The organism is Pseudomonas sp. NCCP-436 (assembly GCF_019656335.1).
Lineage (GTDB): Bacteria > Pseudomonadota > Gammaproteobacteria > Pseudomonadales > Pseudomonadaceae > Aquipseudomonas.
Map to the genome: position 1 here is coordinate 288,614 of NZ_BPLZ01000003.1, position 20,200 is coordinate 308,813.

At 62.5% G+C, this 20,200-nt stretch carries 25 protein-coding genes and 2 riboswitches; of the genes, 13 read left to right on the forward strand and 12 right to left on the reverse strand.

Annotation, left to right across the window (positions count from 1 at the left end):
• Nucleotides 1–115 precede the first annotated feature (115 nt).
• The 8 genes from cobT (at nt 116) to NCCP436_RS05460 (ending at nt 7,876) form a co-directional block, all read left to right on the forward strand.
• On the forward strand, nt 116–1,162 hold the full coding sequence (cobT, locus tag NCCP436_RS05425) for a nicotinate-nucleotide--dimethylbenzimidazole phosphoribosyltransferase (protein WP_220802778.1): 1,047 nt from the start codon (nt 116–118) through the stop codon (nt 1,160–1,162).
• A complete protein-coding gene (locus NCCP436_RS05430) occupies nt 1,159–1,935 on the forward strand; it encodes an adenosylcobinamide-GDP ribazoletransferase (RefSeq protein ID WP_220802779.1) in 777 nt (258 codons plus the stop codon). The genes cobT and NCCP436_RS05430 overlap by 4 nt, the downstream gene beginning before the upstream one ends.
• Entirely contained in the window at nt 1,920–2,468 is a 549-nt protein-coding gene (gene cobC, locus NCCP436_RS05435; protein WP_220802781.1) for an alpha-ribazole phosphatase family protein, read from the forward strand. The genes NCCP436_RS05430 and cobC overlap by 16 nt, the downstream gene beginning before the upstream one ends.
• Before the next feature lie 65 nt (nt 2,469–2,533).
• A riboswitch (cobalamin riboswitch) is annotated at nt 2,534–2,748 on the forward strand.
• A gap of 105 nt (nt 2,749–2,853) precedes the next feature.
• A complete protein-coding gene (locus tag NCCP436_RS05440; RefSeq protein WP_220802783.1) occupies nt 2,854–4,761 on the forward strand; it encodes a TonB-dependent receptor domain-containing protein in 1,908 nt (635 codons plus the stop codon).
• A 104-nt stretch (nt 4,762–4,865) separates the two neighbouring features.
• Complete coding sequence (locus NCCP436_RS05445; protein ID WP_259651445.1) at nt 4,866–5,618, forward strand: ABC transporter substrate-binding protein; 753 nt, start codon at nt 4,866–4,868, stop codon at nt 5,616–5,618.
• Complete coding sequence (locus NCCP436_RS05450; protein WP_220802787.1) at nt 5,606–6,592, forward strand: iron ABC transporter permease; 987 nt, start codon at nt 5,606–5,608, stop codon at nt 6,590–6,592. The genes NCCP436_RS05445 and NCCP436_RS05450 overlap by 13 nt, the downstream gene beginning before the upstream one ends.
• The gene (locus NCCP436_RS05455) at nt 6,583–7,311 is read left to right on the forward strand and encodes an ABC transporter ATP-binding protein (RefSeq protein ID WP_220802789.1); all 729 of its coding nucleotides are present in this window, start codon (nt 6,583–6,585) and stop codon (nt 7,309–7,311) included. Before NCCP436_RS05450 ends, NCCP436_RS05455 begins: the two co-directional genes overlap by 10 nt.
• Before the next feature lie 4 nt (nt 7,312–7,315).
• Nucleotides 7,316–7,876, forward strand: a complete 561-nt coding sequence (locus NCCP436_RS05460; protein ID WP_220802790.1) for a hypothetical protein — start codon at nt 7,316–7,318, stop codon at nt 7,874–7,876.
• On the opposite strand, the gene NCCP436_RS05465 is transcribed toward NCCP436_RS05460, so the two are convergent.
• From NCCP436_RS05465 to nrdR, 11 genes are all read right to left on the reverse strand, one after another.
• Nucleotides 7,831–8,253, reverse strand: a complete 423-nt coding sequence (locus NCCP436_RS05465) for a hypothetical protein (RefSeq protein WP_220802791.1) — start codon at nt 8,251–8,253, stop codon at nt 7,831–7,833. The two genes, NCCP436_RS05460 and NCCP436_RS05465, sit on opposite strands and share 46 nt — an antisense overlap.
• Nucleotides 8,250–8,867, reverse strand: a complete 618-nt coding sequence (gene ribA / locus NCCP436_RS05470) for a GTP cyclohydrolase II (protein ID WP_220802793.1) — start codon at nt 8,865–8,867, stop codon at nt 8,250–8,252. The genes NCCP436_RS05465 and ribA overlap by 4 nt, the downstream gene beginning before the upstream one ends.
• Before the next feature lie 120 nt (nt 8,868–8,987).
• Nucleotides 8,988–9,632 carry a TIGR02281 family clan AA aspartic protease gene (locus tag NCCP436_RS05475; protein WP_220802795.1) on the reverse strand — a complete coding sequence of 215 codons (645 nt, stop codon included), beginning with the start codon at nt 9,630–9,632 and terminating at the stop codon, nt 8,988–8,990.
• A gap of 180 nt (nt 9,633–9,812) precedes the next feature.
• Nucleotides 9,813–10,340: a phosphatidylglycerophosphatase A gene (locus tag NCCP436_RS05480; protein WP_220802797.1), complete on the reverse strand. Its 528-nt coding sequence runs from the start codon at nt 10,338–10,340 to the stop codon at nt 9,813–9,815.
• 15 nt (nt 10,341–10,355) lie between these two features.
• Nucleotides 10,356–11,309 (reverse strand): thiamine-phosphate kinase, encoded by a 954-nt coding sequence (gene thiL, locus NCCP436_RS05485; RefSeq protein ID WP_220802929.1) that lies wholly within the window; start codon nt 11,307–11,309, stop codon nt 10,356–10,358.
• Between the two features lie 57 nt (nt 11,310–11,366).
• Entirely contained in the window at nt 11,367–11,846 is a 480-nt protein-coding gene (nusB, locus tag NCCP436_RS05490; protein ID WP_220802799.1) for a transcription antitermination factor NusB, read from the reverse strand.
• Nucleotides 11,843–12,319 carry a 6,7-dimethyl-8-ribityllumazine synthase gene (gene ribE, locus NCCP436_RS05495; RefSeq protein ID WP_220802800.1) on the reverse strand — a complete coding sequence of 159 codons (477 nt, stop codon included), beginning with the start codon at nt 12,317–12,319 and terminating at the stop codon, nt 11,843–11,845. The genes nusB and ribE overlap by 4 nt, the downstream gene beginning before the upstream one ends.
• A 153-nt stretch (nt 12,320–12,472) precedes the next feature.
• A complete protein-coding gene (gene ribBA, locus NCCP436_RS05500) occupies nt 12,473–13,552 on the reverse strand; it encodes a bifunctional 3,4-dihydroxy-2-butanone-4-phosphate synthase/GTP cyclohydrolase II (RefSeq protein WP_220802802.1) in 1,080 nt (359 codons plus the stop codon).
• Nucleotides 13,553–13,564: 12 nt separating this feature from the next.
• Nucleotides 13,565–14,227, reverse strand: coding sequence for a riboflavin synthase (locus NCCP436_RS05505; protein WP_220802803.1), 663 nt, complete (start codon nt 14,225–14,227; stop codon nt 13,565–13,567).
• A 122-nt stretch (nt 14,228–14,349) separates the two neighbouring features.
• Nucleotides 14,350–14,607, reverse strand: a riboswitch (FMN riboswitch).
• Between the two features lie 90 nt (nt 14,608–14,697).
• Nucleotides 14,698–15,810: a bifunctional diaminohydroxyphosphoribosylaminopyrimidine deaminase/5-amino-6-(5-phosphoribosylamino)uracil reductase RibD gene (ribD, locus tag NCCP436_RS05510; RefSeq protein WP_220802805.1), complete on the reverse strand. Its 1,113-nt coding sequence runs from the start codon at nt 15,808–15,810 to the stop codon at nt 14,698–14,700.
• Nucleotides 15,810–16,274 carry a transcriptional regulator NrdR gene (gene nrdR / locus NCCP436_RS05515; protein ID WP_220802807.1) on the reverse strand — a complete coding sequence of 155 codons (465 nt, stop codon included), beginning with the start codon at nt 16,272–16,274 and terminating at the stop codon, nt 15,810–15,812. Before nrdR ends, ribD begins: the two co-directional genes overlap by 1 nt.
• 210 nt (nt 16,275–16,484) lie before the next feature.
• On the opposite strand from nrdR, the gene NCCP436_RS05520 reads away from it, so the two are divergent.
• From NCCP436_RS05520 to trxA, 3 genes are read left to right on the forward strand one after another with little or no spacing between them, the layout of a single operon-like run.
• Complete coding sequence (locus NCCP436_RS05520) at nt 16,485–16,808, forward strand: hypothetical protein (RefSeq protein WP_259651446.1); 324 nt, start codon at nt 16,485–16,487, stop codon at nt 16,806–16,808.
• On the forward strand, nt 16,805–17,464 hold the full coding sequence (locus NCCP436_RS05525) for a methyltransferase (protein WP_220802811.1): 660 nt from the start codon (nt 16,805–16,807) through the stop codon (nt 17,462–17,464). Before NCCP436_RS05520 ends, NCCP436_RS05525 begins: the two co-directional genes overlap by 4 nt.
• A gap of 53 nt (nt 17,465–17,517) precedes the next feature.
• A complete protein-coding gene (trxA, locus tag NCCP436_RS05530; protein WP_220802813.1) occupies nt 17,518–18,390 on the forward strand; it encodes a thioredoxin in 873 nt (290 codons plus the stop codon).
• A gap of 27 nt (nt 18,391–18,417) precedes the next feature.
• Here trxA and NCCP436_RS05535 read toward each other — a convergent pair whose 3' ends face one another.
• A complete protein-coding gene (locus NCCP436_RS05535; RefSeq protein WP_220802814.1) occupies nt 18,418–18,759 on the reverse strand; it encodes a hypothetical protein in 342 nt (113 codons plus the stop codon).
• Nucleotides 18,760–18,869: 110 nt separating this feature from the next.
• Here NCCP436_RS05535 and NCCP436_RS05540 point away from each other — a divergent pair, with 110 nt between their 5' ends.
• Both NCCP436_RS05540 and NCCP436_RS05545 read left to right on the forward strand, forming a co-directional pair.
• Nucleotides 18,870–19,427: a DUF2796 domain-containing protein gene (locus tag NCCP436_RS05540; protein ID WP_220802816.1), complete on the forward strand. Its 558-nt coding sequence runs from the start codon at nt 18,870–18,872 to the stop codon at nt 19,425–19,427.
• 65 nt (nt 19,428–19,492) lie between these two features.
• On the forward strand, nt 19,493–20,200 hold the full coding sequence (locus NCCP436_RS05545) for an ATP-binding cassette domain-containing protein (RefSeq protein WP_220802818.1): 708 nt from the start codon (nt 19,493–19,495) through the stop codon (nt 20,198–20,200).

The window sequence follows — 20,200 nt, forward strand, 5'->3', positions numbered from 1 at the left end:
ATGAGAGGAGTGGAGATTCGGCGACCTGTACGCTTGTCCCTCGCTGGTTCACCGCAGCAACCTCCCTTTATCCATTCTTCCGGGCCGAGACTCATCGGCGCTATCGAGCACTTTGATGTTTTCCCTTCCCCACCTCAGTATTTCCGCTCCTGACTCCGCCATCCTCACGGCGCTACGCCATAAGATCGACCGCAAGACCAAACCCCTGGGTGCCCTTGGTCAACTGGAGGCCCTGGCGCTGCAGATCGGCTGGGTACAACAGACCCTGAGCCCCGAGCTGAGACGCCCGAGCCTGACCATCTTTGCCGCCGACCACGGCCTGACCCGTGTAGGAGTAAGCCTCTACCCGGCCGAGGTGACCGCGCAGATGGTCTACAACTTGCTCGCCGGCGGCGCCGCCACCAACAGCTTCGCACGCCAGCACGGTTTCGCTTTTCAGGTGGTGGATGCCGGCGTGAATTTCGACTTCCCGAACGACCTGCCATTGCGTCATGAAAAGATCGCCCACGGCACCGCCAACTGCCTGGAAGGGCCATCCATGAGCCACGAGCAGGCGTTGCAATGCCTGGAGACCGGCCGACGCATCGCCCATGAAGAAGTGGCCCAGGGCAGCAATGTACTGGCTTTCGGCGAGATGGGCATCGGCAACACCTCCATTGCCACGCTGCTCAGCCACCTGCTGACCAACCTGCCGATCGCTGCCTGCACCGGACGCGGAACCGGCCTGGATGACGAAGGCCTGGCGCGGAAGGTGGCTATTCTGCAGGCGGTGGCCGAACGAGTCGGCCCAGGCCCACACGATGCTCTGACGGTGCTCGCCGAGGTCGGCGGTTTTGAAGTGGCGATGATGACCGGCGCCATGCTCGGCACAGCAGAGAAAGGCGCACTGATCCTGGTGGACGGTTTCATCGCGACGGCAGCGCTGCTGACCGCCATGCAGATCGCCCCTGCAGTGCGTGACTATGCCGTGTTCGGTCATCGCTCCCAGGAGGGCGGTCACCCGTTGTTGCTGGCGCATCTGCAGGCCACTCCCCTGCTGCAGTTGGGCCTGCGCCTGGGCGAGGGTAGCGGCGCCGTACTGGCCTGGCCGCTGCTACAGGCCGCCTGCGGTTTCCTCAACGAAATGGCCTCGTTCGAGTCTGCCGGAGTATCCGACCGATGAGCGATCGCTCCGCCCTGCGCCGGGAAACCGATCGTTTCCTGCTCTCACTGCAATTCTTCACGCGCATTCCGATTCCGGCCCGCGTGCCCTACTCGGAAAGCGAACTCAACCAGGCAGCGGTCTACTTCCCGCTGATCGGCACCCTGATCGGCATGCTCTGCGCACAGGTCTACTGGGGTGCGTCTATGCTCTGGCCGGTGCCGATCGCGATTTTGCTGAGCATGGTATTCAGCCTGCTGCTGACCGGCTGTTTCCACGAAGATGGCCTGGCCGACTGCATGGACGGCATGGGTGGCGGCTGGGATCGTGAACGCATCCTGGCCATCATGCAGGATTCGCGTCTGGGCACTTACGGAGCTACTGCGCTGATCGGCGCCCTCGCCGGCAAGTTTCTCTTGCTTAACGCCCTGCCTCCCACACTGATCATCCCGGCAATGATCCTCGCCCATGCCGTCAGCCGCCTCAATGCAGCCAGCATGATGCTCACCGAGGCCTATGCCCGCCCGGACGGCAAGGCGAAACCACTGGCAGTTCAGATGTCCCCTACGGGGCTGCTGATTGCAGCGACCCTGGCGTTGTTGCCCTTTATCTGGATCGAGTTACCGAACCTGTTCTGGCTGGCCCTGCTCCCGCTGGTTGCCTTGCGTTTCTGGTTCGCCCGCTGGCTGCGCAAGTGGATCGGCGGCTTCACCGGTGATTGCCTGGGCGCACTGCAACAATTGAGTGAGCTGACTTTCCTGCTGGGTGTCGTCGCGCTGTGTCGCTTTATCTGATCCGCCATACCCGCGTCGGCTGTGCGCCAGGCCTGTGCTATGGCCAGCTGGATGTGCCGCTGGCGAAGAGCTTTGCCGAGGAGGCGCACGCTGTGCGGGAAAGCCTGGCCGTGCGGTTCCCTGCGGGCCTGCCACCGGTATGGAGCAGCCCCAGCCAGCGTTGCCGCGCTCTGGCCGATGCACTGCTGGTGCCCTACCGGGTCGATCCACGCTTGATGGAACTGAACTTCGGTCTCTGGGAGGGGCGCACCTGGGCCGAACTGGACTCGCCGCAAGCCCGCCACTGGGCCGACCATTGGCAGAGCGCAGCACCACCTGGCGGGGAGTCGCTGCCGGAGCTGCTTGCCCGACTACAGAGTTTTCTCGGCAGCATCCCGCACAGTGACGTCCTGTTGATCACACATGCCGGGCCGATTCGCGCGCTGCATCACCTGGTCGTCGGCGAGTCACTGGATAAAGCCTTTGCAAGGCCCGTAGACCATGGCCACCTGCTCACTCTGCCTCTGGATCAGGCTTTGCACGAGAAGCACTAAGGGTTGGTCAGAACCCCGCATTCTGAACATCTGTCATTGCCAACCAGCGCCCTGCCGGCTATGGTGCGCGCGTTTTCCATTCAGGTGTGCTGCTGCAAGGCGTGCATTAAACGGGAAGCCGGTGCGTTCAATGGAACAATTCCGGCGCTGCCCCCGCAACGGTAATCGACCGCGACCCTTGTGATCGCCGTCCGCTCAACAGCCACTGTGTTTCGACACGGGAAGGCGAGTGCGATGAGAGTCGAGAGCCCGGAGACCGGCCTGAGCGGATTCGACTGGTGTTGCGGAGGGCAGCACCGTCAAGCGCGGCAGCCTGCACTTCCCGGTTTTCCCGCTTGTTCCTGCCCTCCTCAAAAGCGCTTCGATCTTTTGAGGATTTATCACGATGAAACTGTCCCCTTTGGCTTTGGCCATCGCCCTGATGCCGAGCCTTGCACTTGCTCAAACGCCGTCCCACGAGGACGCACTGAAACTGTCCGACACCCTGATCACTGCCAATCGCGATGTTGAGCAGCGCGGCAACAGCAGCGCAGCCAGTACCGTATTCACGCGCGCGGATATCGAGCGACTGCGTCCTTCCAGCGTGCCTCAACTGCTGGCTCAGGTGCCCGGCGTGCAAGTGGCCAACTATGGCGGTCGTGGCGCGGCCTATGGTCTTTTCATCCGCGGCACCAGCACAGCCCAAACTCTGATTCTGATTGATGGGGTTCGGGCCGGCTCCGCCACTGCTGGCGGCGCCGCACTGCAGTTTCTCAGCGTGGATCAGATCGAGCGTATCGAGGTACTGCGCGGCTCGCGCTCTGCCATCCACGGTGCCGACGCCATGGGCGGCGTGATCCAGATTTTCACCCGCCGCGGTGAAGGCGAAGGTCTGCGCCCCTATGTACGCCTCGCCGGCGGCAGCGACAGCACCTGGGAACGCACCCTGGGCCTTTCCGGAGGGGATGAACGCACGCGTTTCAACCTCTCCGCCGGGCTGGATGAAACCGCAGGCATCGACCGTACCCGCAACTCATTCGGCAGTGACGCAGACCACGATGCCTACCGCAACCGATCCCTGGCCCTCAGCCTGAGCCATCGCGTCAACGAAGCTCTGGAAGCAGGCTTTACCGTTCTGGATCAACGCGGCAAAACTGAAATCGACAACCCGTTCGGCCGTTGGGACGCAACGGCTGGTCCCTGGGGCGCCTCCGTTCCGGCCGAGCCATACGACGAATACCGCATCAGCACCAGCACCCTATGGCTGGACGGGCGTATCAACGACATCTGGCGCAGCCGTATCGAACTCGGTCACAGTGAGGACAAACAGGAGAACTTCGACAAGCTATTCCCCGGCAGCACCGTCAACAATACCTATCGCGACTCGCTGAACTGGCTCAATACCCTGACACTCGGCAACGGCCACAGCCTGCGCCTGGGCGCGGACTACCTGAAGGATAAGGTTCGCAGCAGCAACGAATTTGCGGTCGAAAACCGCGACAACAAGGCCGTGTTCATCCAGCACAGCTTCCAGGGCGAGCAATTCGGCACCGAGCTGGGCATGCGTCATGATGACAACGAGCAGTTCGGCACCGAGAACACGTTCAATGGCGCACTGAGCTACCAGCTCGATGCGGACAACCAATTGATTCTGTCCTACTCCGAAGGCTTCCGCGTACCGACCTTCGCCGACCTGTACTGGCCATTCGACGGCTTCTACCAGGGCAACCCGGATCTCAAGCCGGAAAAATCCCGCAGCTACGAGTTGCAATGGCGCAGCCAGCTCACCCCAAGCACCCAGCTGGAAGCCTCACTGTATCGCACCGACTTCCGCGACCTGATCGCCACCACAGCCGACTGGAGCACGGTGGACAACATCAACCGGGCGCGGGTTAACGGCTTCGAGGCAACCCTCAAGCAGGAGCTGTTCGGCTGGCACGGCGATCTGGGCGTCAGCATCATTGATCCGCGCAACCGCGAGAATGGCCGCCTGCTGCCCAACCGTGCCAAGCGTACGCTTAACCTGAATCTGGATCGCCAGTTCGGCAGCATCGGACTGGGGGCGACCTTTACCGCCGTCAGCGACAGCGTCCAGTACGCCGGCGCGACTGCCACGAAACTCCCCGGTTACGGCACGCTGGATTTGCGCGCGACCTGGCAGGCCAGCAGCGATCTGGCGTTCGACCTGAAGTGGGCCAACGTCCTGAATAAGGACTACAGCCGCCTGCTCTACCAATACCAAGGCCAGCACCATGGCTATCAGGAAACTCCTGCAACCGTGATGCTTGGCATGACCTGGATACCTCAACTGTAAGATGTCGTGGTTCCCCGCAAAGCGGGTAACCACGACCCCGCCCTGGTAAAACGCCAGGGCCTACTCCGACAAGGTCTTTCTCCATGCTGCGCCTGGCGCCCTTAATGCTGATCCTTCTCCTGACGCTTTCAGGCCGGGTTCATGCAGCCACGCCTCAGCGCATTCTCTCCCTCGACCTATGCCTGGACTGGCTGCTTGCCCATCATGCTGAACGGCAAAAGGTCGTGGCACTTTCGCCCCTGCAAAAGCGCTACCCCATCGACTGGATCGGTGCCGACTGGCCATTGCACGACGGCAGCCTAGAGGGGGTCTATGCGCTGCAACCGGATCTGGTACTGGTCGGCCAGTTCGCCGCGATCATGTTGCGCCAGCGCCTGCAAAGCCTGGGCATGCGCGTGGCAGTACTGCCGCTGCCATCCACCCTGTCCCAGGTAGTGGACTACGAAAAACAGTTCCTGTGGCATCTGAATCTGCCGGAATCCCGTGCCAGTGAAGTTCCGCCGCCACTACCACGCCCCACCAGGACGCAGCGCCTGCTGCTGCTCGGCTCCAACGGTATCGGCACCGGCTCCGGCACGCTGGAGCATGAAATTCTCGAACATGCCGGCTGGACCAACTACCTCCGCGAGCCAGGTTATCAACGCCTCGATCTGGAGCAGGTGGTCAGCGATCCTCCTGATGCGATCCTGTGGGCCGCCCCGGAACATCGTGCATTAGCCAACCAGTTCGCTGAACATCCGGCGCTGGCCAGGGCCGTGCCTGCCGAGCGCTGGCTGGTTACCGACTACTGGCGCTGGCAATGCCCGGGCCCCTGGACCTGGGAACTGATAGGACAATTGCACCAATGGCTCGACTGATCACGCCCCTACTCGGCGCTCTGCTGCTGATCGCGACCCTGCTCTCGCTGAGCCTGGGCTCGGCTACCGTGAATGTTCTCGACGGACTGCTCGACTGGCTGCGCGGCGCGGATACACTCGCCGCCATCGTGATCGGCGATATCCGTCTGCCGCGTACCCTGCTGGCCATTTGCGTCGGAGCAGCTCTCGGGCTTTCCGGAGCTGCCTTGCAGGGGCTATTGCGCAATCCGTTGGCTGACCCTGGCCTTATCGGTGTCAGCCAGGGTGCGGCGCTGGGTGCGGCAGCCGTGTTTTATTTCGGTTTGCTGTCGTTTGCCGGCGAAATGGCCCCAGCCCTGGCCGGGCTGATTGGCGCCAGCATCGCACTGGTTCTGATGCTGGCACTGGCCGGTTCCTCACGCCCTTCTATGGTGATCATGGCCGGGCTCGCCATTTCCACCGTCAGTGGCGCGATGCTGGCGATGGTGCTGAATTTCGCGCCCAATCCCTATGCCATGCAGGAATTGGTGTTCTGGCTGCTGGGCTCGGTGGCCGAGCGCGGCCTGGATCATCTGCGCCTCCTGTTGCCCGCCCTGCTGATCGGCAGCATGCTGATCTTGCGCCAGCGCCCGCTTCTGTACGGCCTCAGCCTGGGAGAACACACCGCACAGAGCCTTGGCCTGAACGTCAAGCGCGGCAGCCGGCTGGTTGTGCTGGGGGCCGCGATGTTGGTGGGCTCAGCGGTCGCCGTGGCAGGAGCCATCGGTTTTGTCGGCCTGATCGTGCCGCACCTCATCCGTCCACTGGTGCGGCATCGCCCGGATCGGTTACTGGTTCCAGCCATGTTCGCCGGCGCCACGCTGGTGCTCTGTGCCGACCTGCTGGTGCGGCTGTTGCCGCCGGGACGTGAACTCAAACTGGGGGTGCTGACATCACTGATTGGCGCACCGCTGTTCATCTGGCTGGTGTGGCGGGAGCGGCAGAAATGGAGCTGATTCGAGCTGTCGGCGTGGGCGTGGAAGAACGCCTGCAAGACGTTGACCTAAACCTGAACGCGGGCGAAGTGATAGGCATCATCGGCCCCAACGGCTCAGGCAAATCCACCCTGCTCAACTGCCTGGCTGGTGTCCAGGCTCATCACGGGCAGGTACTTATCGGCGGCCAGCCCGAGAAGCATCTGAACGCCAAAGAACGAGCGCGACAGGTTGCGCTGTTGCCGCAATCGAGTCAGAGCGCCTGGGCGCTGAACGTGGAAAATATTGTCACCCTGGGCCGGTTGCCCTGGGGCGATGAGGACATCGACAAGATTCACCATGCCATGCATCAGGCTGGCATCTGGCAGTGGCGTAAACGGCGTATCGATCAGCTCTCCGGTGGTGAGCAGACCCGCGTCTGGCTGGCCCGTGTACTGGCCGGAGAACCCCGCGTATTGATTGCCGACGAGCCGGTAGCCAGCCTCGATCTCTATTATCAGCGGCACATTCTGGATCTGCTGCGCGCGTATGCCAGCGAAGGACGCGGCGTGCTGGTATCCATCCACGATCTGACACTTGCCGCGCGTTATTGCGATCGCCTGTGCCTGATGCACCAGGGCCGCATCTACCAGTCCGGCACAACGCAAAAGGTGCTGAAGCCCGAACATCTGGCCAAGGTGTTTAACGTCGAGGTTCACGTGGACTTCAGCGTCACCCCACCCATCATCCAGCCGAGGTGAATTCATGGCATTGAAAATGAGCAAGAACCTCGACGAGGTCTGCTACCCCTTCATTCTGGAAGCCTCGGTGCTCTGCGATTTCGAAGTGCTCACCGATGAGCTGTGTGGCCATATCGGTGAGATCATCGAACTAACACCGTTCGATGATCTGCGGGCTGATCTGGAACGGTTGCAACCTTTGGCCTTTCATGTGAACGGCTCGATTCGCGGCCGACTGGCCGTGGAGGAAACGGATCTGGCCTGGCTGCAGGAACGCCTAGGCCACTACAAACAAGAGGTAAGCGAACGTCTGAAGGGGTTCGTGTTACCACGGGGAAGCGCACCGGTGCCGCAACTTCACCACGCCCGTTCCTGCGCGAAAAAAGCCATACGCGCAATGGTTCGGGTGGATCAGGAAGGCCTCGAAGTGCCGGTGATCCTGCCGCGCCTATGCAACATGATGGTGAACTACTTCTTTGTGCTGACGCTGGTAATCAACCAGCGCCGCGGAATCAACGAGGTGCCTTTCGTCAGCAAGAGTTACGGCTCAAGCCGAGAGACCAGTACCTGTTTGGGGACACGATAGAGAGTCAGGGTCATCAGACTGCCCGATACCAGCAGAAGGCAGGCCACAGCCTCAAGCCCCGACAACGAACCCAACGCCGCGAACCACGCCGGCAGCGCTGCACAATACATCCCCACAAGCTGCGCACGTTGCAAGGTGACCCAACGCTCGCGCTCACCGGCTTTGTCCTGCTCCCGCATCGCGAAGAGAGCTCGCTTGTACGAGGAAAACGCCTTGAGGCTTGGAAACAAGGCGAGCAGGCCAGTAATGAATATCGCGAAGGGCGGCAAACCGAGGTTGAAGTCGATAGCGCCCAGCAGGATCCAGGGCAGGAAGCAAGCCGCCACCCCAAGCCACCAGAAACGATTCAGCCGCTGCCTTTCCCCGCTACGCGTCATGATTCTTTGGCTTCACCCTGATGTATTTCACCCAGCATATGGCCGAGTTTGCCGGCCTTGGTAGCCAGATAACGTTCATTGTAGGGATTGCGGGCAATCTGCAGCGGCACACGATGATCCACGCAAATACCCATCTCACCCAACGCCTTGACCTTGCGCGGGTTGTTGGTCATCAGTTTGAGACTGTGGATGCCCAAGTGCTCAAGCATCGGCAGACAGATGGAGTAGTCCCGCTGATCAGCCCGGAACCCCAGGCGCTCGTTGGCTTCCACTGTATCGGCACCGCCATCCTGCAGCTTGTAGGCCCGGATCTTGTTCAAGAGGCCAATACCACGGCCTTCCTGGCGCAGGTACAGCAGCACGCCACGACCTTCTCTGGCAATGGCCTTTAGCGCCGCTTCGAGCTGGGCGCCGCAGTCGCAGCGCAAGCTGAACAAGGCATCGCCGGTCAGACATTCGGAATGCAGGCGCCCCAGCACCGGAGCACCATCGGCCACATCGCCAAAAGTCAGGGCAACGTGTTCCTTGCCTGTGGCCTCGTCGAGAAAACCATGCATGGTGAACACACCGAAGGGTGTGGGCAGTTGGGAGGCGGCGACGAACACGACGGACACCGGATACTCCTAGCAGTGAGTACGAAACAGGGGCGGTATTGTATCAGCAGCCTCCGGCTGCGGGTCAGTCGGAATTAGCTATTGAGTGAATCAGCCTGACACCACCGACGGGCTTACACCTCAAAGTTTGGACTCAAGCACCAGCATGCCCTGCTCCTCGCGCCAGCGCACGCGACCAAGGAAACTCATGCCCAGCAGCGCCTCGTGCGGAGCGCCCCCCTCAAGCACCACGGCTTCGACGCCGAGCACCTCCAGATCGCCGATCTTGACCCGGTCGAGCATCACTTTCCAGCCGCGGCTGATGCCACTGGCAGTGCTCACCTGCAGTGGCTTGCCGACAACCCGGTAATCGATAGCCAATCGACCGGCATGTACCTCGTTGAGTGCCACCGAAGTGGCGCCGGTATCGACCAGAAACTGCACCGTCTGGCCATTCACGGAACCGGCCACCCAGTAGTGCCCGCCAATCCCGCGAGCAATGCTCAGGGTCTTCACCTGCGGCTCGGCAAAGCCGGCGCTGTACTCACGGCTCAAGCCATAACGACGCTCCACACCGTCGACATTCAGCAACGCCCCCTGGCGATCCACACTGATAACCCGAACCCCGCCAGGACCGGTGCCCCCTTCCTTCACCAGCTTGCGCTGGCCATCGACGCTGAGCACCGCGGCTCCCGGAAACAAACCGACCACCTGAACCTGAGAGGCCGACCAACAATAGCCCGAGACCAGTAGAACAAGGCCGGCAAGACAATAACGAAGCTGCATGGGAAACGGCCTCCTGGCACTAACGAAGAAAAACGCCGAAATGACGTCCTTCCTGACTCGAGGCGACACGCAGCCTTCTGCCCGCGCACCTCAGGGAAACCTGTCGAGGATACCGCGTCGGCGAGACGGGTCGCGGCAGTTGCGCACATTCACCGACATTCCCCGCAGCAGACAGCCCGCTCAACCCAGTAGCGTCAGTCCGTACTGCCCCCAGCCCCAGACCAGTCCCTGCATTGCCAGCCAGGCGAAGACCCCGGCCAGAATGTCGTCCAGCATGATGCCGACACCACCGTGCACATGCCGGTCGATCCAGCGAATCGGCCAGGGCTTGAGGATGTCGAACAGGCGGAACATGACAAAGCCCAGCAGCAACCAGATCCATCCCTCCGGCACCAGCCACAGAGTGATCCACATGCCGACCATCTCGTCCCAGACGATACCTTCATGGTCGTGTACACGCAGGTCGTCGGCGACCTTGCCGCACAGCCAGAAGCCGAACAGCATGGTCAGCCCGAGCATCAGCCAGTAACCCCAGTCCGGCAGCATCTGCCACAGCGGCACGAAAGGCAGTGCGACCAGTGAGCCCCAGGTGCCGGGTGCCTTGGGCAGGGTGCCGGAGCCAAAACCGAAGGCAATGAAATGCCAGGGATTGCGCCAGATCGAAGGCGGCACATACTCGGCGGGAATCTGCTTGGAGTGATCGGTCACGCGCATTGTGTCCTGTCAGAAATGTTGGTAGCCGCCACGCGGCGGCTCAACCGATTGGCCGGCAGCATCCAGCAGCGTCACACCAGCACCAGCCACCACCCGGCCGATGACCCGCACGTCAGGCCATTCAATCTGCAAGGCCGCCAGGTGCTGCGGCGGCAGGGTAAAGGCTAGGCGGTAGTCATCGCCGCCCCCCAGCGCGCAAAGCTGTGCCTGTTCCCTGCCGGCGAAGGCAAGCAAGGCTGCAGAAAGCGGCAACCGCTCCAGCTCGACTTGCAATTCGACCTGTGAAGCACGCGCGATATGCCCGCAGTCAGCCAGCAACCCGTCGGAAATATCCAGGGCAGACGTGGCACGGCCGAGCAGCGCCTGCCCCAGGGCCAACTGCGGTTGTGGCGACCAGTAACGCGCCAGCAATGCCTCGCGGATACCATCTTGCGCATCACGCTGCCCCAGCACCAGCGGTAAAGCGCCGGCGGCATCGCCCAACTCACCACCAACGCAAAGCAGATCACCGGGCCGCGCCCCGTCACGGCGCAGAGCCAGTCCCGCCGAAACCCGACCGAATACGCTAAGCGTCAGACTGAGCGGGCCGCGCGTGGTGTCGCCTCCGACCAGCGCCAGCGAACAAAGCCCGGCCATCTGCTGCAGGCCACGAGCGAATGCCGCCAGCCAGGCATCGTCGGCCACCGGCAGGGTCAGTGCCAGGGTAAAGGCCAGCGGCGCAGCGCCCATCGCTGCCAGGTCACTGGCCGCGACGGCCAGAGCACGCTGGCCGAGCAAGAAGGCATCGCAGGATTCGGGAAAGTGCACCCCGGCCACCAGCGTGTCGGTCGACACCGCCAGCTGCTCGCCTGCTACCAGTGCCAGCAACGCACAGTCATCGCCTATGCCGCATACCACGCCGTCGCCGCCCTGTGCACAGGGCGCCGTGGCGAAGTAATGGCGAATCAGCTCGAACTCACCCATGGACGGGCACTCCCGGCTGCCTTCCGGCCCGGTCTGCAGAAACGCCATGCAAACGGCTCAGCGCCGCCTGGCGCCGACCTCGGCCGAGCGCAGACTGGGCGCCAGCTTGTCGAGGATGCCGTTGACGAACTTGTGTCCGTCGGTTGCGCCGAACACCTTGGCCAGTTCGATGGCCTCGTTGATCACTACCTTATACGGCACATCGACACGGTTGCTCAGCTCGTAGGTAGCCAGACGCAGGATCGCCAGCTCCACCGGATCCACCTCTTCCAGGGGGCGGTCGAGCAGCGGCGCAAAAGCCCCGTCCAGCTCACCCTTCTGCCGCGGTACGCCATGCAGAATCTCGTGGAAGTAGGCGCCATCGACCTTGCTGAAATCGTTGTCGACACGAAACTGCGCCTCGATCTCGTTCAGCGACTGCCCGGCAATGTGCCAGGAATACAGTGCCTGCATGGCCAGGGTACGCGCCTCGCGTCGCGCTAGAACCTTCCCGCCCGGGGCCTTCTTGGCCGGCTGGCCGTTACCTGAGTTGCTCACTTGGCCTCCAGTTGTGCCAGCAGGCTGACCATTTCCAGAGCCGACAGGGCCGCCTCGGCACCTTTGTTGCCGGCCTTGGTGCCAGAACGCTCGATGGCCTGTTCGATGGAGTCAACGGTCAGCACGCCAAAGGCGACCGGCACACCGTATTCCATGGAGACCTGGGCCAGCCCCTTGGTGCATTCGCCGGCAACGTATTCGAAGTGCGGAGTGCCTCCGCGGATGACGGCGCCAAGGGCGATGATGGCCGCGTACTCACCCTGCTGAGCTACTTTCTGGGTAACCAGCGGGATCTCGAAAGCACCCGGCGCACGGATGATGGTGATGTCGTTCTCACTCACGCCGTGACGCACCAGCGCGTCAACGGCTCCGCTGACCAGGCTCTCGACGACGAAGCTGTTGAAACGGCCTACCACCAGGGCGTATTTGCCCTGCGGGGCGATGAAGGTACCTTCGATGGTCTTCAGGGTCATGACGGGTCTCACATGGGTTAAAGAGCCGGGGCGCCTGCGCCCCGAAAAAATAGGGTTCGTTGATCAACATAGCCTCTGCCACAGGCAGAAGACCAGCTCCTCCCCTCTACCGCCATGGGAAGAGGGTTGGCAGACGCGCCCTGCAGGTCGCTATCAGTCAGCCGGCAGGTATTCTACAACCTCGAGATCGAAGCCGGATATCGCGTTGAACTTCATCGGCGAACTCATCAGGCGCATCTTGCGCACACCGAGATCGCGCAGGATCTGCGAACCGGCTCCGACTGTGCTGTAGGTGGTCTGGCTGGCAGGCTGCTGGCGGCTGGCCAAAGCCAGCAGCTCCGGCCCGGTCAGCGGGTTGCCAAGCAGCAGCACCACGCCACTGCCTGCCTTGGCCACCTCGGCCATGGCCGTACGCATACTCCAGCGGCCGGGCTGCTTGACCAGAAACAGGTCGCGCAGCGGATCCATGTTATGTACCCGAACCAGAGTCGGCTCATCAGCACTGATAGTGCCGAGGGTCAGGGCCATATGCGCGGTGTTTTCCACGCCGTCACGGTAGGTCACCAGGTTGAACTGCCCCAGTTCGGTGTCCAGCGGCTGTTCACTGACACGCTCGACGGTTCGCTCGTGAATCAGCCGATAGTGGATCAGGTCGGCGATGGTGCCGATCTTCAGTCCATGCTCAGCAGCGAATTTCTCCAGCTCCGGGCGACGGGCCATGGTGCCGTCGTCGTTCATGATCTCGCAGATCACCCCGGACGGTTCGAAACCTGCCATACGTGCCAGATCGCAGGCTGCTTCGGTGTGCCCGGCACGGGCCAGCACGCCGCCCGGCTGAGCCATCAGCGGGAAGATGTGGCCGGGGCTGACGATATCCTCGGCCACCGCATCCTTCGCCACTGCGGCCTGCACGGTACGTGCTCGGTCGGCAGCGGAGATGCCGGTGGTGACACCTTCGGCCGCCTCGATGGAGACAGTGAACTTAGTGCCGAAGCCGGAGCCGTTGCGCGGCGCCATCAGCGGCAGGTTGAGCAGCTCACAGCGCTCACGGGTCATCGGCATGCAGATCAGGCCACGGGCGAAGCGGGCCATGAAATTGATATGTTCGGCGGTAATGCATTCTGAGGCGACGATGATGTCGCCTTCGTTTTCGCGATCCTCGTCATCCATGAGAATGACCATTTTGCCGGCGCGAATGTCTTCGATCAGTTCTTCAGCGGTATTGAGCGCCATCGGGGCGTCTCCTCAATTCTTCAGGTAGCCGTGTTCGGCCAGAAAGCTCTCAGTCAGTCCCGAGGCCCGGGGTTCGGCTGCCTTGTCGCCCAGCAGCAGACGTTCCAGATAACGTGCCAGCAGATCCACCTCCAGGTTGACCCGGCGCCCGGGGCGGTAGTCGGCCATGATGGTTTCCGCCAGGGTGTGCGGGACGATGGTCAGCTCGAACTCGGCGCCATCGACCGCATTGACAGTCAGACTGGTGCCATCGACGGTGATCGACCCCTTATGGGCGATGTACCTGGCCAGCTCGCGCGGGGCACGTACCTTGAACTGGACGGCACGGGCATTATCGGCCCGCGAGATGATCTCGCCGACACCATCGACATGGCCACTGACCAGGTGGCCGCCAAGACGGCTGCTAGGTGTCAGGGCCTTTTCCAGGTTCACCGCGGAGCCAGGCTTGAGTTCGACAAAGGCAGTACGCGCCAGTGTTTCGCGACTGACATCGGCCCAGAAACCGTCGCCGGGAAGCTCCACGACAGTCAGGCACACGCCATTGACGGCAATGCTGTCGCCGAGTTTGACGTCGCCCAGGTCGAGCTTGCCGGTGGCGACGTAAAGGCGCACGTCGCCGCCCTTGGGCGTCATTGCGCGAATGCTGCCAATGGCTTCGATTATGCCGGTGAACATGCGCCCTCCGAATCTTGGATATAGTTGCACAGCATGGACAATCTCCTGTTTTGAGCAAAAACAGGGCAATGTCGATCGATAGGGATTTCTAAGGCACGCACGCAGCCTGCCCAGGGAGGGAATCCCGCTCTCTCTTTATCCGGACTATACCGTCGGCCCCGGAATCCCACCGGGTCTGCTTGACCTCGCGCGGCTGGTGCCGTGGCGAGCGCTCGCGGGCTAGGCAGAAGCTGTATCGGTGCATCCGGAGCTGGTCGTACGCTGACGCAACACAACCGGATCCTGTCTCGACACCGCATGGGCGACATCCAGCCGCGCCATATAAGGTTCTCGCTACCATTACCGCCGGTGGGGAATTTCACCCCGCCCTGAGAACGTTGCAGCCACTTACCGTGGCTGCACGGCGTTTTACCACATTTGCAACCTCGCTGCATGACAGCAGTTACCCGCGTCCATCACCACAAGCACTGCTAGCGGCGAGGTGCAGCCGTAACCTGCCAATCGTCACCCACTGCCCTGATGTCCAGAATCTGCAGTTCATGAGCTTCGGCCATGCGGCTCATCGGCCAGTCCAGAAGCGGACGGGCTCCGGAGCCAAGCAGCTTGGGGGCGATAAAGATGCGGTACTCGTCAACCAGACCGGCGCGGGCAAAGGCCCCGGCCAGACGCGGCCCGGCCTCTACCAGCACCTCGTTGGAGCCTCGCCCGGCCAGCTCCAGAAGCAGTCGGGACAGATCCACGTGTCCATTGCTACCTGGCACGGCAAGCAGTTCATGACCGTCCTCCAGATAGCGATCGCGGGCGGCTGCGGCGGCACAGGTCGCCACCAGCGCCGGACCAACACAGAAGAAGGCACGCTCCAGCGGCACCCGCAAACGCCCGTCCACCAGCACCCGCAGCGGCGGCCGACACTGCGCCAGCGCCGTCAGCTCAGCCCCCAGCCCCAGCTCGTCGGCACGCACGGTCAGCCGTGCATCATCGGCCAGCAGCGTATCGGCGCCGGTTATCACCGCGCTGGAGCGAGCGCGTAGGCGCTGCACCTCGGAGCGCGCCGCCGGGCCGGTAATCCACTGGCTTTCGCCGCTGGCCATGGCGGTACGTCCATCCAGGCTCATGGCGAGCTTGACCCGCACGAATGGCAAGCCTCGCTCCATGCGCTTGATGAATCCGGCGTTGAGCTCGCGCGCCTCGTTCTCCAGCACGCCGCAGGTGACCTCGATGCCTGCCTCGGCCAGCCTGGCCAGGCCGCGTCCGGCCACCTGTGGGTTGGGATCCTGCATCGCCGCCACCACCCGCTGCACTCCAGCGACCACCAGAGCTTCAGCGCAGGGAGGCGTGCGCCCATGATGACTGCAGGGCTCCAGGGTAACGTAGGCAGTGGCGCCGCGAGCCCGTTCGCCGGCCTGACGCAAGGCATGCACCTCAGCGTGCGGCTCACCGGCCCGGGCATGCCAGCCCTCTCCGACGATACGGCCGTCATGCACAATGACGCAGCCGACCCGCGGGTTCGGATGGGTGGAATAAAGCCCTTTGCGCGCCAGTTTCAGCGCACGAGCCATGAAGGAGTGATCGAGCCCGGCCATCAGTTCTTCGCCGGCTCTCGCGCCAGTCTTTCGATTTCTTCGCGAAACTCATTGAGATCCTGGAAACGCCGATAAACCGAAGCAAAGCGGATATAGGCCACCTCGTCGAGCTTGCTCAGCTCGTTCATCACCAGTTCACCTACCACCAGCGACTTGACCTCACGCTCTCCGGTAGCACGAAGCTGCTGCTTGATCCGTGCAATGGCCTCCTCCAGTCGCTCCACACTCACCGGCCGCTTCTCCAACGCCCGCTGCATCCCGGCGCGCAGCTTCTCCTCATCGAACGGCTGACGGCTGCCGTCCTGCTTGATCAGCCTAGGCATGACCAATTCGGGCGTCTCGAAAGTGGTGAAACGCTCGCCGCAGGCCACGCACTCGCGGCGTCGGCGAACCTGATCGCCATCGGCTACCAGACGGGAATCGATGACCTTGGTGTCGTTGGCGTCGCAGAATGGGCAATGCATGGCAGGCGCTGGCTATCGGGCAATAAAGCCGTCATGTTAGCGCATAGCGATGCCAAGACAAATTAAGCTATAGACTCATCCGCCGAAGCCCATCGAACGCTCATGCCACGATATCAGTCTCTCCTGCCTCTACTGCTCTGCAGTCTGCTCATAGCCTGCGCCGGCCAGCCTGAAACCACTCTTCCCGCCTCCGTCCCGGAGGATGCACCGGTGGCTGCGTCAACGTCCCCCGGTCTCAGCGGCCAACTGCTGGGAGTAATGCCTGGCACCGAGGTCGAGCTGGCGCTGCTGGCCGTCGACAGCCGGGGCCGCCCACGGGCAGTGCTCAGTCAGGTGCAGCTGCGCGGCAATGGCACCCCGCTACCCTTCAATCTGCCACTGGTGAAAGCGGACACAGCCGCCGGACTGAGCCTGGAACTGCGTGGCCGGGCCAGCCTTTCCGGACAACTGGTGCAGCGCCTGCCGGCACGCCCCATCGCCACCGCCGCGCAGCCTCAGGATCTCGGCTCACTGCCACTGGTGACTGCGCCATGACAGCACCATATTCCCTGCAACAGGCACTCGGCGAGTGCATCAGTGACGCCCGCCTGATCAGTCAGCAGCTCCCCGGGACAGGCATCGCCCTTTGGCTGATCGACCCTCTAAACATGCAGCGTGCCTTCGATCCGGAGGAAACCCGACGCATTCTCGAAGAGCCTCCCTACTGGTGCTTCTGCTGGGCCAGCGGTCTGGTACTGGCACGTTGGCTGGCTGAGCACCCGGAGTGGGTGCGCGGCCGGCGGGTACTGGACTTTGGTGCCGGCTCCGGTATTGCCGCCATTGCCGCTGCCCGCGCTGGCGCGGCCGAAGTGATAGCCTGCGATCTCGACCCACTAGCCCTGGATGCTTGCCGTGCCAATGCCGAGCTCAATGGCGTGAGCCTGGGCTACTCCACAGACTTCTTCGCCGAAACCGACCGCTACGATCTGATCCTGGTGGCCGATGTGCTCTACGACCGTACCAACCTGCCATTGCTCGATCAATTTCTCGGCCGCGGTCGCGAAGCGCTGGTAGCGGACTCACGGGTTCGCGATTTCCGCCATCCGCTGTACCGGCGCCTGGCGCTGCTCGAGGGCTGCACCTGGCCGGATCTGGCCGAGCCGGCAGAATTCCGTCAGGTCAGCCTTTACCACGCGGCGCGCCCCTTGTAAGTGCATCCTTCCGCCCGCATTAATAGAGCATTGTCCTACCTTTAGAGACGAACATGAGCGACTCTCCCTACATCTTTGACGTATCCGGTGCCGCCAGCTTCGAACAACTGGTGATTGAAAACTCCTTCCACAAGCCGGTGCTGGTGGACTTCTGGGCCGAGTGGTGCGCGCCGTGCAAGGCACTGATGCCGCTGCTGGCGAAAATTACCGAGGAATATTCCGGTGAACTGCTGCTGGCCAAGGTCAACTGCGACATCGAGCAGGACATCGTGATGCGCTTCGGCATCCGCAGCCTGCCCACCGTGGTGTTGTTCAAGGACGGCCAACCGGTGGATGGCTTCGCCGGCGCCCAACCGGAAGCGGCCATTCGCGAGATGCTCAAGCCGCATGTTGCCGAACCGGCACCGGCTGCCGCCGATCCCATGGAAGCCGCCAAGTCGCTGTTCGTCGAGGGACGTTTCGCCGAAGCCGAAGCACTGCTCAAGCAGATTCTGACGGAAGATAACGAACGCGCCGAAGCTCTGATTCTCTACGCACGCTGCCTGGCTGAACGCGGCGAGCTGGGTGAAGCACAGGTCGTTCTCGACGCAGTGAAGGGCGACGAGCATAAGCAGGCGCTGGCTGGTGCCCGGGCACAACTGACCTTCCTGCGTCAGGTCGCCGACCTGCCGGAGGTCGCCGAACTGAAAAGCCGCCTGGCGCAAAACCCGCATGATGACGAAGCCGCCTACCAACTGGCGGTGCAGCAACTGGCGCGCCAGCAGTACGAAGCAGCGCTGGACGGGCTACTCAAGCTGTTCGTACGCAACCGCAGCTATGCCGACGGCCTGCCGCACAAGACCCTGCTGCAGGTATTCGACCTGCTCGGCAACGACCACCCGCTGGTCACCACTTACCGTCGCAAGCTGTACCAGGCCATCTACTGACAGCCAGCCGGCACGCTATCCCAGCGCTCAGCCGACCCAGTGATAAACCGGCGCATCGGTACTGGTTTCCATGCGAATCTGCGGGCAGTGGCGCAGGCGCACCAGCAAGCGCTTGCCCGCTGCCTCGCTGCCGGCCAGTCCTGCCAACTGCACCAGCAGCTGCGGCCCTTCCACTGCACCAGCCTCCCGTACCAATTTCAGTGCAGCCTGCCACAACGCATCCCCTGCAGCACTCTGCGCCTCTGTGGCGGCAGTCGAAATCACTGGTTCGACGGATAGATGTGCGGCCAGACAAGCCCAATCCTCCGGCTCCAGCTCAACCGTCAGATCCACCGGCCAATCGCCGATCCGTCCGCGTATGCGCACCATGTTCCGCCTCCTGTTTTGCTGCGCGCATACTCCCATGCCATCAGCGCACTGGCCAGCTCAACAAAAAAATTGTTATAACATTACAAACAACATCCTGCCGGAGAACCCCCATGCGCCATTTGCTCCTTGCCCTACCCTTTGTCTGGTTACCACTGATTGCCCAGGCCCATGATCATGCTCACGAACATGCCGAGCACGGTAGCCTCGGCGCCCACGAGCATGGTGTCGCCAACCTCAACATAGCCCTGGATGGCAAGCAGCTGGAAGTGCAGCTGGAAAGCCCGGCGATGAACCTGATCGGCTTTGAGCATGCAGCCCGCAGCGAAGCGGACAAGGCCCAGCTCGAAAACGCCAGGCGTGAGCTGGAAAAGCCACTGACGCTGTTCGCCCTCTCCTCTAACAACTGCCGCAATACCCGGATCGAGCTGCACAGCCCGTTGTTCTACGAAGGCGTCCATGAGCACCACCACAGCCACGGGCACGACGATGAACACAGCGAAATCCATGCTCACTACCAGTTCGAATGCACCAACGAACTGAAACAATTGAGCCTGGCGGAACTGTTCAAACGCTTCCCCGCCACCGAGAAAGTTCAGGTACAACTAATCGGCCCGGCAGGCCAGCAAGGCCTCATACTGACGCCGTCACAGCCGCGCCTGAGCTTCTGAAGCAAATCGGGGCGCGGCCGCGGTCGCCGCGCTCATACCAACGCAACATCACATACGCCGCCGATATGACCCAACCTCTGCTAGAACTTGCCGACCTCGGTTTTGCCTGGCCCGGCCAGGCGAAACTGCTGGATATTCCCAGCTTCACCCTGGCATGGGGAGAAACCCTGTTTCTCAAGGGGCCCAGCGGCAGTGGCAAAACCACTCTACTCGGCTTGCTCGGCGGCGTGCAGCTCGCCCAGCAGGGGCACATCCGCCTGCTCGGAGAAGATCTGGGCCGGCTCTCAGCCGGCGCCCGCGACCGTTTCCGGGTCGACCACACTGGCTACATCTTTCAGCAATTCAACTTGCTGCCCTTTCTCTCGGTGCGCGAGAACGTCGAACTGCCTTGCCGTTTCTCGCGCCTGCGCGCCGAACGCGCTCGCCAGCGTCACGGCAGCATCGCTGCTGCCGCTTCCTCGCTGCTGGAGCATCTGGGTCTGAGCGCCGAACTGTTTGATCGCCGTGCCGATGAGCTCTCCATCGGCCAGCAACAGCGCGTCGCCGCCGCCCGAGCCCTGATAGGCCAACCAGAACTGGTGATCGCCGACGAACCGACCTCGGCCCTGGACTTCGATGCCCGCGAGGCCTTCCTGCAACTGCTCTTCGCCGAGTGCCGTGCTGCCGGTGCTAGCCTGCTGTTCGTCAGTCACGACCAGAGTCTGGCTCCACTGTTCGACCGCAACCTGTCACTGGCCGAACTCAACCGCGCCGCCAAGCCTGTCGAGGCCTGA

Excerpts from the sequence above, each read along its gene's own strand:
- cobT (WP_220802778.1), top strand. The coding sequence starts at position 116 with ATGTTTTCCCTTCCCCACCTCAGTATTTCCGCTCCTGACTCCGCCATC.
- NCCP436_RS05430 (WP_220802779.1), top strand. The coding sequence starts at position 1,159 with ATGAGCGATCGCTCCGCCCTGCGCCGGGAAACCGATCGTTTCCTGCTC.
- NCCP436_RS05440 (WP_220802783.1), top strand. The coding sequence starts at position 2,854 with ATGAAACTGTCCCCTTTGGCTTTGGCCATCGCCCTGATGCCGAGCCTT.
- NCCP436_RS05445 (WP_259651445.1), top strand. The coding sequence starts at position 4,866 with ATGCTGATCCTTCTCCTGACGCTTTCAGGCCGGGTTCATGCAGCCACG.
- NCCP436_RS05450 (WP_220802787.1), top strand. The coding sequence starts at position 5,606 with ATGGCTCGACTGATCACGCCCCTACTCGGCGCTCTGCTGCTGATCGCG.
- NCCP436_RS05455 (WP_220802789.1), top strand. The coding sequence starts at position 6,583 with ATGGAGCTGATTCGAGCTGTCGGCGTGGGCGTGGAAGAACGCCTGCAA.
- NCCP436_RS05460 (WP_220802790.1), top strand. The coding sequence starts at position 7,316 with ATGGCATTGAAAATGAGCAAGAACCTCGACGAGGTCTGCTACCCCTTC.
- NCCP436_RS05465 (WP_220802791.1), bottom strand. The coding sequence starts at position 8,253 with ATGACGCGTAGCGGGGAAAGGCAGCGGCTGAATCGTTTCTGGTGGCTT.
- NCCP436_RS05475 (WP_220802795.1), bottom strand. The coding sequence starts at position 9,632 with ATGCAGCTTCGTTATTGTCTTGCCGGCCTTGTTCTACTGGTCTCGGGC.
- thiL (WP_220802929.1), bottom strand. The coding sequence starts at position 11,309 with ATGGGTGAGTTCGAGCTGATTCGCCATTACTTCGCCACGGCGCCCTGT.
- ribE (WP_220802800.1), bottom strand. The coding sequence starts at position 12,319 with ATGACCCTGAAGACCATCGAAGGTACCTTCATCGCCCCGCAGGGCAAA.
- ribBA (WP_220802802.1), bottom strand. The coding sequence starts at position 13,552 with ATGGCGCTCAATACCGCTGAAGAACTGATCGAAGACATTCGCGCCGGC.
- NCCP436_RS05505 (WP_220802803.1), bottom strand. The coding sequence starts at position 14,227 with ATGTTCACCGGCATAATCGAAGCCATTGGCAGCATTCGCGCAATGACG.
- ribD (WP_220802805.1), bottom strand. The coding sequence starts at position 15,810 with ATGGCCGGGCTCGATCACTCCTTCATGGCTCGTGCGCTGAAACTGGCG.
- nrdR (WP_220802807.1), bottom strand. The coding sequence starts at position 16,274 with ATGCATTGCCCATTCTGCGACGCCAACGACACCAAGGTCATCGATTCC.
- NCCP436_RS05525 (WP_220802811.1), top strand. The coding sequence starts at position 16,805 with ATGACAGCACCATATTCCCTGCAACAGGCACTCGGCGAGTGCATCAGT.
- trxA (WP_220802813.1), top strand. The coding sequence starts at position 17,518 with ATGAGCGACTCTCCCTACATCTTTGACGTATCCGGTGCCGCCAGCTTC.
- NCCP436_RS05535 (WP_220802814.1), bottom strand. The coding sequence starts at position 18,759 with ATGGTGCGCATACGCGGACGGATCGGCGATTGGCCGGTGGATCTGACG.
- NCCP436_RS05540 (WP_220802816.1), top strand. The coding sequence starts at position 18,870 with ATGCGCCATTTGCTCCTTGCCCTACCCTTTGTCTGGTTACCACTGATT.
- NCCP436_RS05545 (WP_220802818.1), top strand. The coding sequence starts at position 19,493 with ATGACCCAACCTCTGCTAGAACTTGCCGACCTCGGTTTTGCCTGGCCC.